Raw genomic sequence first — 13,109 nt, 5'->3', positions numbered from 1 at the left:
ACTTAATTCAATCTGGGCAACCACATGCCCATAGTGGCTGCAAAAGTTCCCACTAGGGTAATTAGAGTACATACAATCAGAATAACACTAGTTGTCATTTGCAAAGCCGGTTTATCGGTTTTCTTGGCATGGAGATATAACTCTGCAATGGCCAAGGGAATTAGGTATTGACCAAACCCTAAGAAAACAAGAAAAGGCCCTCTAAAGGTTTGGGGGTCAAACCCTACTGGACCATTATTGACCATGAGCCAGAACATAAGCCCAATTCTAAAAAACCAAACCCCTCCCATCACTAGAAACAGGCGTAGCACCCATTCGCTATGGGATGCGAAGTTTTTTTGTCTGGCGCGCGTAATGGCCAAATAGGCGAAAAGAAGGATTAGGAGTCCATTTAAACTAACACTTAAATCCCCTACGATGCCGCTGATAGTTCCTTTGGTAACCACCATGTAAATACCACTGAGACTGATGAGGAAGGCTGACCCAATATAAATTCTTCCATTGTACCTATGGAAGCGAGGGGCCCATTTTCTAATCTTGGAGCTGAATTGAAGCGGTCCGCCTACCATGACCACCACCGCAAAAAGAAGGTGAAGTGCCACAGCTAAGTTTCCCATGGTTTCCCCTTCAACATACCCATGTGGAAGGACTCGGTTCCATTTCATAAAATCTCCGTCCATGGCTGCTCCTCCATAGTAGGCAGCCACATAAAAGGCGAAAATCCATTGACCTATTACGGCAGTTAAAAACCATACCGTTGCCGTTACTGACAGCGCACGGGGAAAAAGCTTTTTTGGGAATGAACCCGCTCTAAGGATTTCAGTTTTGGATGACATGATGTTTCGTTTTTTGATTGATGATTAATGATTGATGATGAAATGGTCTTGTTCAAGAATTCCGAAGTGTGATGGGAGAGGTATTAAATCCCTTGGCAAGCAACCATCCAATTAAGACTAAAAGATGCACACCGTTTTGTCCAAAAAAGGTAAAATTGACCTTAATATTAAAAAGAGCTAGTTGGCAAGCCACGAAAACAATGGAGATGGCTATCATACCCCAAACCGAAAGAAATCTTGGAATCAGTTTGGTTTGATAGAAAATAAAATAGAGAGAGAGCATAGCCGTGCTGAAAAGCAGTACAGCTAAATAATGGCTCCAAAAGTATTCTTCCAGATTCAATGTTCCCAATCCTATCAGCATTTCTTCACTGGTTCCGGATGAGTTGGCGAAAACATCGGCTAGGGATAAAAGTGAGAGCTCGGAGATGAGACCAAAAAGTACTACGGCAAAGTGAAGTGTCCAAATCCCTAAAAACCAATAGGCAAATCCTTTCCGGAATTGTTTAATTACGGGAAACAACCAAATGGCAAGCGATAGCCATAGTCCACTGACCACGAGGTCCAAAAAGATTGAAATTCGAATTTGAAAGGTGTTTTCAAAGATGTGTTCCAGCAGACTGGGTGTCCAGGCCATTGAACTAAATAGGTTTCTTAGATTCATTGCGGGGATGCCTAATGCTACGATGGTAAACAATAGGACTCCAGTAATACGTCCGATTTTAATGTTCGATTGCATGATTGTTCGTTTTTTGATTGATGATTGATGAATTTTTATAAAATGAAGTGAACTACAGTTTTACAATTTTGTTTTGGGTAATTTGATAGTGGTTTAAATGGTCCATAGCTTGTATCCCTTTCTGGAGATTAAAGGAGATAAGCTGCAAAGCCTGTAACGTCTCGTGCTTGACTTTGGCTACTTCCTTTGGGTTGGATTGTGAACCTTTCTCATTTGGAGTACTTAGAAAAAATAGGATAATCCACAATGGAAGTGATGCTTTCTTGATTCCCTTAGTAATATTCAAAAAGGGTAAAACTCCTTTTGTATGTTTCATGATTGTTCGTTTTTTGATTGATGATTGATGATTGATGATTGATGATTGATGATTGATTGATGAATAAACTGTTGATTACTCTTTTTGTACGTTTACGATTTTGATGTTTTTGATGTCCCCAGCAATATCCACTAGACCATCCGAAGTATTGCTATAGTTCATATGTTCATATTTTAAAAGCAGCTGTGCCGCACTGTGCCCTTTGAGCTGCAAATTCAGTTCATTTCCCGCAATAGTATCTTTGGATTCAATGATACTGTAGCTACCGAGTTGGAGGTGTTCGAGCGTTTTAAGGGTTATATGAACTTTAACACTGTCCCTTTTTCGTATGTCATTGGGTGTTTCTATGGATAAGGTGTCGTTTGCCACATAGGTTTTAACAGAATCAATAAGATAACTTGGAGCCTCTATCTGGATTTTTTGCAAACTATCCTGGACAAGTACAATTTTTATCGGAGCCATGGTTGAAATGCCTTTAAAGGGGGTAATGGTACGCTCTTCGGTGACTCTGGTTGCTGTCGCCCTTTTTCTATTATCTTCTTTTATATAACGATGTGTGGTAAGCTGAAAGGCCAAAGTGAAAATCAAAATAGCCCCTAATGCCCCAAATAGGATGAGATTACTTTTTTTCATGGTTTTCTTGCTTAAATGAGTTAATTAACTCTTCCAAAGGAATGTTCATCATGTTCATTTTTCGGAAAACATCAGGTAAAGTATGTTCCATAAATTCCTTACGTTTGATTTCCATAACTTTTGCATATCCGTTTTCGGCGACAAAATATCCGATTCCTCTTTTGTTATAAATGACTTCCAAATCCTGTAGGTGGTTAAATGCGCGAATGGCTGTATTTGGATTTACCTCTACCAACATGGCTATTTCTCGCACCGATGGGATTCGCTCTTCCTCCTTCCAGCGTTTTTCCAGAATGTTTTCATAGAAAACTTCCGCGATTTGCAGATAAATGGGTTTGCTATTGTCAAAATCCATTACTACACCTCCTTTTCCTTTATTTTCAAATAGGCTACCAAGAGCATCAAGGGTCCAAATATGAGCCCGTAGAACCATTTGCCCACCAATGAAAAATCCTGACTGGCCCTATCAAAGCCATGGGAACCTGAAGACCGACCCGAGAAAATCCCAAAGTCATGATTTAGTAACCCAAAACAGATAAAGTTGAAAATGAGAAATCCTATGAACAGTATTCCTAATACCAATAAGGTTTTCCCCATGCGATTCTTGGTAAAACTTAATGCACCAACCAGAAACAGGGGTTGGACAAAAAGGTACAACAGCACTACTTTCCAGTAATTCACTGAGAATAATGATGTTAACGTGAAATCTGCCCGGAAAATAATGGTGCCCACTATCATGGCAAAAATCCCAACTGTTATAGCCAGCATAGAAAAGATAAGGGTATAGGCAACATATGCATTGACCCATTTTCCCGTGATACGTTCTTTGGTTGATACAGGTAGCGAGAGATAGGAATGGTTCAATTTAGGATTTTGAAACTCACGGCAGATGGCATAGGTATATAAAATCCCAAGGGGAAAATAACAAAGAGCAAAACACCCAAGAAATTCATCAGAGGAGAGTTCTTTATCCCAGGCCATGTTGAAAAGGCATAGCAAGAAAAGTATAATGCTGGAAACCAATATCCCAGTAATAATACTTCCTTTTAATAAGGTAATATCCCTTCTTATGAATTGTACTATTCTTGAAACTTCAAATTCCATGGCAATTAACTAGTGCTTTATGATAGAATTGATTTCTTCACGCTTCGTGAGCACCCCATTAAAGAGCAACTCCAGGTCAACTTCACTTTCTTCTTGATTTTCCCGAGTCAAAATTGCTTTTCCCCCAAAACTGGATTCCGTAAAGAGGACTTTTGATTCTTCTGACTTTGAGGCCCTACCAAACCAGAGTGCATCCGAAACATTCGATAAAGGTTGGTCGAAAATGATTTGAGCGTTATCCATAATGACCACATGGTCAATCAAACTGTGTAGGTCCCTTACCTGATGGGTTGAAATGATTATGCATTTATCCTCATTAATCGCCGATGCCAATATTTTTCTAAATTGACTTTTGGATGGAATATCCAAACCGTTAGTGGGCTCATCCATGAGTAGGAGGGGAGTATTCGTAGCCAATCCAAAAGCAATCATAACCTTTTTCTTTTGACCAAAGGATAATTTGGCTATCCCTTGTTTTCTAAAAAGTCCAAATTCTTCAATAAGGGAATAAAAAGAATCTGTGGAAAAGTTGGGATAGAAAACCGAATTTATTTTTTCATAGGTCTCTATCGAAACCGCAGGAAGTTCAAAATCTTCTGGAATAAAATACAGGTCTTTGAGGGTTCGAACATTTCTTTCGTGCGTGGAAGCTCCATATAAAGTACAGTATCCAGCTTCTGGGTTTAGCAATCCACAAACCAATTTCATTAAGGTACTTTTCCCCTCACCATTTTTCCCGAATAAGCCATAGATGCTTCCGGAAGCAAAGGTCAAATCCACCGATTTAAGGATAGGACGGCCTTTGGGATACTTAAAATGAAGTTGTTTTAAGGTTAACATTATAGTGTATTAGTAAACTAGAACACTACAAATGTATAAAAAGAATTTGATTCTCCAAAAGTTTTTTAAAATTCACTGGAAAGGGGATAAGAAAAAAGCCCCTATTGGAGCTTTTATGTTCTATGTATTATTGGTTTTGCAAGAATTCGGATAAGCGGTCGAATACAGAGCCCCATCCATTATAGAATCCCATTTGCTCCTGTTGCCGACAGTACTCTTCGGTTTCGTGTACGCAGTGAAAGGTAAACTTGGTTTTATCTCCATCGGCCTCAAAAATGGAGTGAATTTCAACATTCTCGGTCATGGGCCTGAAATTGGCACTGGATACAATTTTCTGATGGCGTACGATTTCGGAATATACTCCCTCTGCTATGAATTCATTGCCGTCTGGCATCTTCATGATGTATTTCCATGCACCGCCTACTTCAAAATTATGTTTGATTACGGTAGTCTCCATTCCTTTTGGCCCCCACCAGCTTGTAATGTGTTCGGCCTCGGTCCAGGCTTCCCATACAAGTTCAATAGGTGCGTTGAAGGTTCTTTGTAGGGTAAGTGTTCGGCCTTTGGGTAGATTGTCATTGCTCATTTTTATTGGATTTTTGTTGTAATTGGTTTAGGTAATTTTCAAAGGAATCCAGTTTTTCCTCCCACAGATTGCGATATTGGTCAATCCATAGAAAAGCTGGAATCAGGTTTTTAGGATTGATGAGACAATAGCGTTCCCTTCCTTTCTGGGCGATGGAGATGATTCCACACTCCTCAAGAATCCGTAAATGTTTTGATATGGCAGGTCGGCTAATGTCAAAATGCTCAGCAACCTTATTTACCGTCATGGTCTGTTTTGACAAATGCTCTATAATGTCTCTTCGAACGGGGTCGGCAATAGCTTGAAAAACGTCTCGTCGCATTTTAATGTAACTGAATGGTTACAAATATATATGTAATCATTTGGTTACGCAAATGTTTATAGAAATAAAGTCGTGTTTTACGGAAGTCGAGCTTAGTTCACGGACAATTTTCAGGTGCGCAACGACATCGTAAGGTGTTCTAGTTGTGTAAAGGCATGTGGGGGTTTCGCTTCCACATTTTATCTTGAACAACGAGAATAATAGCCGTGATAATGGTAAGGAAAAAGTAAATCCATTCCGAAGTACCAAACGCGTTTTGCACATTATTCATTGAGGCATGCATTAGCATCAAAGCCAATAGGGAATACTTGGATTTATTGTAGAGCCAGCTGTAAATGATGGTTATGGGTATCATCCATACAAATCGGGGTAACATTTCTACAATTCCGCCTGTTCCATAAAATCCATTATAATGAAGGGGTAGGTGCCAGAGACTCCAAAAGAAGGAAATAACCAAAGCCGTTATCAGCGGACTTTGTTTTTTCTGCATCTCTTTTTGCATAAAACCGCGCCAGCCAAATTCCTCATTACCACCAAAAAATAAAAGGGTACTCAGAAAACCGACAAAATACTTTAGTTTGAAATCGATAAAGATTTCGGTCAAAGGGGCTTTGGCCAGATACCCAATACCATACCCAATAAGACTTAGTGCTGGAACGATTGCAAATCCTAAAATATACCATCTCAGTTTTCCTTTTTCGGGTAAAAAACTAGTGATATGATTTTCCAAGATAGCTTTGCTAGTAGCATTGCTGGCATTCAAAGCGAGAACTAAAAATGCGACACCAAACAAAATATATGCAATCCAGCCTACTTTTTGGAAAGTAGGTACGGGACTATTTTCGGATTCTGGATTCTCTATCCATAACCGTAATACAATAACCAAAAACGCCAGAAGGAAAATGAAAACAAAAATTGGTATGGAATGCACCTTAATAGTAGTCTTGGAATTACTAACGGCAATAAGATACCCAGCCAAAAGCGGACCGCAACCGCCAATTAAGCTTAGTCCTAAAGCAACGTCTTTGTCGAAATCAAAAATTGCGGGCAAAAACCAAAAGAAATATGTGATAAAAAAGGTCAGCAACAGATAGCTGACTACAGGTCTTTTGTTGAAAAAGGCTTCCATGGTTGGTTTGGTAAATGAGTTATTTTTTAAAGGGGGAGATGCTTAAAGGTAGCGAAAAAACCTAAACCTCTTTCGTCGTATTGACCATCAGTACAGAGAGTGCTATTTATCTTCCCACTCCGTATGAAAGATGCCCTCCCTGTCCAACCTTTCATAAGTATGTGACCCAAAGTAATCCCGTTGTGCCTGAATCATATTCAAAGGCAGTCTACTGCTGGTATAAGCATCGAAATAGGTAAGAGAGTTAGAAAGTCCTGGTAGTGGAATACCATTGGTTGCCCCATAGGCTACCAACTCCCGTGTAGCATCCACAGTTTCTTGTATTTTTTGGGAAAAAGAAGGGGATAGCAATAAATTAGGCAAATCTGGTTGGGCCTTAAACGCATCTGTAATATCAGCTAATAAGGCAGCCCGGATGATACACCCTGCTCTCCAGATTTTGGCAATTTCCCCCAAATCCAATTCATAGCCATATTCCTTGCTGGCATCCGCCAATTGGTGCATACCTTGGGCATAGGCCATAATAAATGCGAAGTACAACGCTTTTTCCGCTTTATTGGTTAGGGTATCTTTTACTACGGATTCAGGAGTGGGCCTCTCATAAATTTCATCCGCTTTAATGCGTTCATCCTTTAGAGCAGAAATCTCGCGCATACTTACCGCAATATCGATAGTGGGAACAGGAATCCCCAAATCCATTGCATTTTGGGAAGTCCATTTACCAGTTCCTTTTTGTTTGGCCTTGTCCAGAATCATGTCAACTAGGTCGCCATTGGTCAAATCATCTTTTTGCTCCAGAATTTCAGAAGTAATTTCAACCAAGAAAGATTGTAAGCGTCCGGCATTCCATTTTGCGAAGGTTTCATGCTGCTCAGCATTGGTAAGTCCCCCAGCTTTTTTAAGCAGGTCGTAAATTTCAGAAGTCAATTGCATCAACCCATATTCAATGCCATTGTGGACCATTTTTACATAGTTACCTGCGGATTTTGGGCCTAAATAGGTGACACAAGGCTCACCTTTGTACTTAGCTGAAACCGCTTCAAAAATGGGTTTTACATATTGATAGGCATCCCTGGAACCTCCAGGCATTATACTAGGTCCCTTTCTGGCCCCTTTGGCGCCTCCTGAAACCCCAGCACCAAAGAAATTGATGCCTTTTTCTTTGAGGTAGGCCTCCCTTCTGTCTGTATCTGTAAAAAAGGAATTCCCTCCATCGATTATGATATCGCCTTTATCCAAATGGGGTAGTAGCGATTCTATGACAATATCCACGACCTTCCCCGCGGGGACTAGCAGCATGATTTTACGTGGGGTACTCAGAGCGTGGACAAATTTGGATACATCGACAGTAGCATTGACCTTTTCGGTATTTCCGCCTTCATCAATCAGGGCATTTACTTTTTCTTCATCCAAATCGTTTCCAAAAGCGGTAAAACCGTTATCAGCAACATTCAAAATGAAATTTCTACCCATTACACCCAGGCCCACTAAGCCAAAATCGTATGTATTTGCCATGTTTTTTAGTTTGAATTCCTGTGTTACGACAACCTTAAGTAAACCATTTGTCGTATTCCGAACCTAAAATAAACGTTATATTCGTCTTGCTCAAAAAAATAATGTGTTGTATTTACAATACATGTTTTAAATTGTAGGCAATTGCGACCAACAATCCAACTCATCAGTACACTTTTATGAAAAAGACAGACAACCAAATGCTGGTCATTTTTGGGGCTTCAGGAGACCTTACCGCCCGGAAATTAATACCAGCGCTTTTCAATTTGTATGTTGCCAAGCAACTTCCCAAAAACTTTGTAGTACTTGGCGCTAGCCGAAGTAACTTATCTGATGAGGATTTCAGAAACAAAGTGGTGTACGATAGTCCTTATTTGAAATCCAAAATCGAGGACTTGAAGGATAATTACCTTAAGGGCTTCACAGATATGTTTTTCTACGAGGACCTGGGGAGTGATTATACGAGTGAATATAGTGGCCTAGCCAAACGAATTGCTGAATTAAACGTATCGGAAAAAACCGATAACAACTATATTTTTTATTTATCCACTCCGCCAAGTTTGTATGAACCCATCGCCAAAAATTTGGCTGAGGTAGGTTTAAATAATCAAGATTTGGGCTGGAAGCGCCTTATTGTGGAAAAACCTTTTGGGTATAGTTTGGAAACGGCTAAGAGCCTAAATAAAGGCCTACAGCAATATTTTTCTGAACCTCAGATATATAGAATTGACCATTATTTGGGTAAAGAAACTGTTCAGAATCTTTTGGTAACTCGTTTTTCGAACAGCATTTTTGAACCCCTATGGAATCGAAATTATATTCATCATGTGGAAATTACCAATGCTGAAAGTGTTGGGGTTGAGAAGAGAGGTGGATATTATGACAAATCAGGTGCGTTAAGGGACATGTTCCAAAATCACTTAATGCAAATTGTTTCTCTAGTGGTCATGGAACCTCCAATTGGCGACGAACCTGAGGAAATCCGAAACGAAAAGGTAAAGGCTCTAAAGTCACTTCGTATTATGCGGGATGAAAAAACCTTGTTTGAAAATACGATTCGTGCCCAGTATGTAGCTTCAGAAATAAATGGAGAAAAAGTCAAGGGATATCGGGAAGAAGATGGGGTAAGCCCAGATTCCACTACTGAAACCTATGCCGCTATCAAGTTTTATGTGGACAACTGGCGTTGGCATGGAGTACCTTTCTATGTGCGAACAGCCAAGAGAATGCCTACCAAGGTTACTGAGGTCATTATTCATTTTAAAACACCACATCATCAAATATTCAAAGACTCTGGGGTAAACAGTAAGGACAATAAACTGATTATTCGTATTCAGCCTGATGAAGGAATTTTGATGAAGTTCGGGGTAAAAGTACCCGGTCAAGGATTCAAGGTAGAGCGCGCCAATTTGGATTTTTATTATTCCAGTTTGGCGGAAACCTATGTGATGGAAGCTTATGAGCGTTTACTTTTGGATGCCATGCAGGGCGATGCCACGCTATATGCTCGGGCAGATGAGGTGGAGGCCGCTTGGGAATTTGTAGACCCTATTTTGGATTATTGGAAAAGCGGAAAGGACGTTCGGATGTACGGTTATGCAGCCGGAGTATGGGGTCCAGAGAATGCGGATGAGCTTATCGAGGAATTGGGATATTGGCGTAATCCAGGACAGAACCTGGCCGACGACCCGGGGTATTGTGTGATTTGTTAGGTTGGTCTAAGGTCTAAGGTCTAAGGTCTAAGATTTGAAGTTTGATGTTCGACGTCAGTTCGAGAAATCTCCTTCAGAAGTCTTGTAAGGAGGCCAAGCAATTAAGAACTATAGAAAACTATGGAATTAAAGATATATAAGAATAAGAACGAAGTTGCTGAAGCTTTTTCCGCTTACTTCGAAAATTTTGTTGAGGGAAAAGATTTGGTGCATGTTGCCTTATCTGGAGGCAGTACGCCAAAAATCGTTTTTGACGTGTTGGTTTTGGAATATGGAAGTAAAATTAATTGGTCCAATGTTCATTTTTATTGGGGAGATGAGCGTTGCGTTCCACCAGATGATGACCAAAGCAACTACAAAATGACAGTGGACCACCTATTTTCAAAAATTGAGGTACCCAAGGAGAATATCCATCGCATTTTAGGCGAAAATGACCCTGGTTCCGAAGCGATGCGCTATGCCAATTTATTGGAAATCAATTTGGATAGGGTGGATGGCGTTCCACAATTCGATTTGGTGATACTGGGTATGGGCGATGATGGACATACTGCTTCAATTTTTCCACATGAAATTGCCCTTTGGGAGTCCGAAGACCATTGTGTGGTAGCAACACATCCGGAATCTGGACAAAAAAGGGTTTCAATCAATGGTAAAGTTATCAATATGGCCAAAGAAGTAGCGTTTTTAGTCACTGGCCAGGGGAAAAAGGAAAAGGTTGAAATAATTACGCAACAAAAAGAAGGTTTTGATAAGTATCCCGCTTCTTTGGTGAATCCAGCCTCTGGAAAGTTGCTCTGGTTTTTGGATGAGGATGCTGCTTCCATGATATAGATGAAAAACCTCCAAGAAATGGTTCAAGGAGGTTGTATTCACATCAATCAAAAAACCAGTCCAAATGAAAGGACTTTACTTTTGTCAAATTATCTTCTGTAAAATCGGATAAGAAGATATATGGATATCAAATTTGGTAGTAAGAACATCAAAAAGGATTGGATTATTCCATTTGAATCTGTAATCACATGGGTTTGCAAGCCGACGACTAAATCTAAAATATCCATCGTCAATCGACCAATCAATGCCAATAAAATAGAGTGGACCGTTCTGAAAACCCAAATACCAAATACCATAACTAGAGCCAAAGCTAAATACCTTCCGGCTGAGTTCAACATTATAAAATCACTTGCTCCTCCTGTATCAATGCCAAAGGCTTTCATCATCCCATTCCCATCAAAATAACTGTAAATGCTAAATAATAAAGTCCATAGTGTAAGGTAGGCGGGGAGAATAAACCACCAACGAGGGATATCTACACTTTTTACCGCTCTTGTTTTCATTTTAGTTCAATTTTTCTAAGGGAATTTGTAGTTGATGCGGCCTATTTTCAGGTTTGTCAAAGGGAGTACCATCTACATGCTTAGCTCCCATAAATAGTAACCCATTTTTAAAATAAATTAAGTCATAATCGGATACGATTTGACCTTCAACTATGTTGAACATGGGGAAAGCCTTCCCCAAAATATCTTTTTTGCTGTTTGCCTCAAAGGGAGACATATTTCCAGGAAGACCTGCATTCAACATTTGAGCGGCTTGCGGGTTTAATGGTGTAACAGCGAAGCCGTTGTTCAATACATAATCAATTTTCCAGGCTCCCTTAGCGATTGGGTGTTCTTCACCCCAATTTAACTGACCCTTGAATTCAAATTCCAATAAGGGAAGCTGACCATAATTGTCGGCAAACAAGGTTATGGTTCCCACAAAAGTGTCATCTGGGCGATAGGTGAAACGTCTTTTTAGATAAGTAGGGGTTATTTTACCACTACCGGTGCGGTCTTCGGTAGGTCTCAATTCTACCGCAATACTCTCCCATTCTCCTAAAGCATACGACTTTACTTCTTTTAAGGTTTTAGGTTGTTGTATCATAAACATGGCTTTTTTTCTCATATTCTTTGATTTTTGACCGTGTACCGAATAAGCGCCAAAAAAAGCAAGGAGAATCAGTACTAAAAAGGGATTGATTTTCATTCGTATTTGTTTTGTGAATCAAAAATGCCATATTTGTCTATTAATGACAAGTAGTCCATATTTTTGGTAGTAGTATAAAATTTTAGACTATTGTGGTATGAAAAGAAAAAACAAGGATTTTAACCCCAATGGATGTCCTGTTACGCATTGCCTCAATAAAATTGGAGGTAAATGGAAGCCGGTAATTCTGTTTTTGATACGAAAAGATTGTAACCGGTTTTCAATGCTTCAACGTGCAATTCCTGACATAAGTAAGCAAATGCTGGTTAATCAGCTTCGGGAATTAGAGTCAGATAAGGTTTTGGATAGAAAAGTATTTGCCGAAGTGCCTCCTCGAGTACAATACAGTATTTCTGATTATGGACAAACTTTATTGCCCATCATTGACAGTATGCAAGAATGGGGTCTTAAAGATATGGACAAAAGCTGTTAAGGGGTTGGGAATCAATCCAAATCCAACTGCACATTCTCACCTTCCAAAAATTCCAGGTACTGATTCACCTTAAATGCCTTGGAGGCGTATTTTGAGTCCCTATCATGTGCCGATAGCTTGCGTTCCTTGCTTCGGGCAAAGCGCCGCATGCCCTGCTTGTCTTTAACTATCAGACCTGGAACTGCAATGTTTTTTCCATTTTCATCTTTGGCCACCATAGTGAAATAGGAGGAGTTACAATGCTTGATTTCTCCAGTCTGTATGTTTTCGGATTCCACACGAACGCCAACTACCATTGAGGTACGTCCAGTGTAGTTAATACTGGCTTTAAGTGTTACCAATTCTCCCACATCGATGGGATTCAGGAAATTCACACGATTCACAGAAGCAGTAACGCAATAGCTTTGGGAGTGCTTGCTAGCACATGCAAAGGCAATTTGGTCCATTAGGCTTAGGATATATCCTCCATGTATTTTACCTCCAAAATTAGAGTGGGCCGGGAGCATAAGCTCCGTTATAGAAACCCTGGATTCCTGTACTGTCTTGAACTTTTTCATAATTATTTCCTAAAGTGTGGGGATTCTTCTTGGACTACATCGATAATGAAATATTTGGTGTCACCGAGCCAAAAAAAAGTGCCATAACGCTCTTTATAGGTTACTTTTACGTACTTGCCTTGGTATTCTTTTAATTTTTCGATGACTTCTGCTTCGCTGTCTTCTACTGAAAACTCGAATATTTGTGCTCCCGAGATACCCTGACTAATTTCACCCTCCCAGGTCTTGGCCAAAACTCCTTTTCTACTGAATTTGATTAACTCTCCAGAACGATACCCCTCACTGAAGGAGACATAGTAGATAAATGCAAAATAACCTGCAATTCCGAAGACAATAAGGGTAATAAAAATGAAAAGGAATTTACGCAT

18 protein-coding genes are annotated in these 13,109 nt (G+C 39.9%); 3 read left to right on the top strand and 15 right to left on the bottom strand.

Annotated features, from left to right (window positions below; all coding sequences use genetic code 11):
• Positions 1 to 2: 2 nt before the first annotated feature.
• The 11 genes from ACSLUF_RS10480 to gndA all read right to left on the bottom strand — a co-directional run bounded on the left by ACSLUF_RS10480 (position 3) and on the right by gndA (position 8,020).
• Entirely contained in the window at positions 3 to 836 is an 834-nt protein-coding gene (locus ACSLUF_RS10480; RefSeq protein ID WP_435622732.1) for a DUF2306 domain-containing protein, read from the bottom strand.
• Positions 837 to 888: 52 nt separating this feature from the next.
• Positions 889 to 1,575, bottom strand: a complete 687-nt coding sequence (locus ACSLUF_RS10475; protein ID WP_435622731.1) for a DUF4386 domain-containing protein — start codon at positions 1,573 to 1,575, stop codon at positions 889 to 891.
• Positions 1,576 to 1,627: 52 nt separating this feature from the next.
• Positions 1,628 to 1,891: a hypothetical protein gene (locus tag ACSLUF_RS10470; RefSeq protein ID WP_435622730.1), complete on the bottom strand. Its 264-nt coding sequence runs from the start codon at positions 1,889 to 1,891 to the stop codon at positions 1,628 to 1,630.
• A gap of 75 nt (positions 1,892 to 1,966) precedes the next feature.
• Positions 1,967 to 2,524 carry a GIN domain-containing protein gene (locus ACSLUF_RS10465; RefSeq protein WP_435622729.1) on the bottom strand — a complete coding sequence of 186 codons (558 nt, stop codon included), beginning with the start codon at positions 2,522 to 2,524 and terminating at the stop codon, positions 1,967 to 1,969.
• A complete protein-coding gene (locus ACSLUF_RS10460; RefSeq protein WP_435622728.1) occupies positions 2,511 to 2,879 on the bottom strand; it encodes a GntR family transcriptional regulator in 369 nt (122 codons plus the stop codon). The genes ACSLUF_RS10465 and ACSLUF_RS10460 overlap by 14 nt, the downstream gene beginning before the upstream one ends.
• Positions 2,880 to 2,881: 2 nt before the next feature.
• Positions 2,882 to 3,628: a hypothetical protein gene (locus tag ACSLUF_RS10455; protein WP_435622727.1), complete on the bottom strand. Its 747-nt coding sequence runs from the start codon at positions 3,626 to 3,628 to the stop codon at positions 2,882 to 2,884.
• A gap of 9 nt (positions 3,629 to 3,637) precedes the next feature.
• Positions 3,638 to 4,468 (bottom strand): ABC transporter ATP-binding protein, encoded by an 831-nt coding sequence (locus ACSLUF_RS10450; protein ID WP_435622726.1) that lies wholly within the window; start codon positions 4,466 to 4,468, stop codon positions 3,638 to 3,640.
• A 127-nt stretch (positions 4,469 to 4,595) separates the two neighbouring features.
• Positions 4,596 to 5,054, bottom strand: a complete 459-nt coding sequence (locus ACSLUF_RS10445; RefSeq protein WP_435622725.1) for an SRPBCC domain-containing protein — start codon at positions 5,052 to 5,054, stop codon at positions 4,596 to 4,598.
• Positions 5,044 to 5,376 (bottom strand): ArsR/SmtB family transcription factor, encoded by a 333-nt coding sequence (locus tag ACSLUF_RS10440; RefSeq protein ID WP_435622724.1) that lies wholly within the window; start codon positions 5,374 to 5,376, stop codon positions 5,044 to 5,046. The genes ACSLUF_RS10445 and ACSLUF_RS10440 overlap by 11 nt, the downstream gene beginning before the upstream one ends.
• Before the next feature lie 139 nt (positions 5,377 to 5,515).
• Positions 5,516 to 6,505, bottom strand: coding sequence for a CPBP family glutamic-type intramembrane protease (locus tag ACSLUF_RS10435; protein ID WP_435622723.1), 990 nt, complete (start codon positions 6,503 to 6,505; stop codon positions 5,516 to 5,518).
• 102 nt (positions 6,506 to 6,607) lie between these two features.
• Positions 6,608 to 8,020: an NADP-dependent phosphogluconate dehydrogenase gene (gndA, locus tag ACSLUF_RS10430; RefSeq protein WP_435622722.1), complete on the bottom strand. Its 1,413-nt coding sequence runs from the start codon at positions 8,018 to 8,020 to the stop codon at positions 6,608 to 6,610.
• Between the two features lie 176 nt (positions 8,021 to 8,196).
• Here gndA and zwf point away from each other — a divergent pair, with 176 nt between their 5' ends.
• Complete coding sequence (gene zwf / locus ACSLUF_RS10425; RefSeq protein ID WP_435622721.1) at positions 8,197 to 9,729, top strand: glucose-6-phosphate dehydrogenase; 1,533 nt, start codon at positions 8,197 to 8,199, stop codon at positions 9,727 to 9,729.
• Positions 9,730 to 9,849: 120 nt separating this feature from the next.
• Positions 9,850 to 10,560, top strand: a complete 711-nt coding sequence (gene pgl / locus ACSLUF_RS10420; RefSeq protein WP_435622720.1) for a 6-phosphogluconolactonase — start codon at positions 9,850 to 9,852, stop codon at positions 10,558 to 10,560.
• 89 nt (positions 10,561 to 10,649) lie between these two features.
• On the opposite strand, the gene ACSLUF_RS10415 is transcribed toward pgl, so the two are convergent.
• Both ACSLUF_RS10415 and ACSLUF_RS10410 read right to left on the bottom strand, forming a co-directional pair.
• Positions 10,650 to 11,063 carry a hypothetical protein gene (locus ACSLUF_RS10415; RefSeq protein ID WP_435622719.1) on the bottom strand — a complete coding sequence of 138 codons (414 nt, stop codon included), beginning with the start codon at positions 11,061 to 11,063 and terminating at the stop codon, positions 10,650 to 10,652.
• Position 11,064: 1 nt separating this feature from the next.
• Positions 11,065 to 11,670 carry a hypothetical protein gene (locus ACSLUF_RS10410; protein WP_435622718.1) on the bottom strand — a complete coding sequence of 202 codons (606 nt, stop codon included), beginning with the start codon at positions 11,668 to 11,670 and terminating at the stop codon, positions 11,065 to 11,067.
• A 178-nt stretch (positions 11,671 to 11,848) separates the two neighbouring features.
• On the opposite strand from ACSLUF_RS10410, the gene ACSLUF_RS10405 reads away from it, so the two are divergent.
• Positions 11,849 to 12,184 (top strand): winged helix-turn-helix transcriptional regulator, encoded by a 336-nt coding sequence (locus ACSLUF_RS10405; protein WP_435622717.1) that lies wholly within the window; start codon positions 11,849 to 11,851, stop codon positions 12,182 to 12,184.
• A gap of 11 nt (positions 12,185 to 12,195) precedes the next feature.
• Here the strand turns inward: ACSLUF_RS10405 and ACSLUF_RS10400 are convergent, their stop codons facing one another.
• Together ACSLUF_RS10400 and ACSLUF_RS10395 are read right to left on the bottom strand one after the other, a co-directional pair.
• Positions 12,196 to 12,741 carry an acyl-CoA thioesterase gene (locus ACSLUF_RS10400; RefSeq protein ID WP_435622716.1) on the bottom strand — a complete coding sequence of 182 codons (546 nt, stop codon included), beginning with the start codon at positions 12,739 to 12,741 and terminating at the stop codon, positions 12,196 to 12,198.
• A gap of 2 nt (positions 12,742 to 12,743) precedes the next feature.
• Complete coding sequence (locus tag ACSLUF_RS10395; RefSeq protein WP_435622715.1) at positions 12,744 to 13,109, bottom strand: 6-phosphogluconate dehydrogenase; 366 nt, start codon at positions 13,107 to 13,109, stop codon at positions 12,744 to 12,746.

The sequence above is a fragment of the Flagellimonas sp. genome, from assembly GCF_965601775.1.
Classification (GTDB): Bacteria; Bacteroidota; Bacteroidia; order Flavobacteriales; family Flavobacteriaceae; genus Flagellimonas.
Note: the sequence above shows the minus strand (reverse complement) of the source record. Positions and strands in the feature narration are given on the sequence as shown.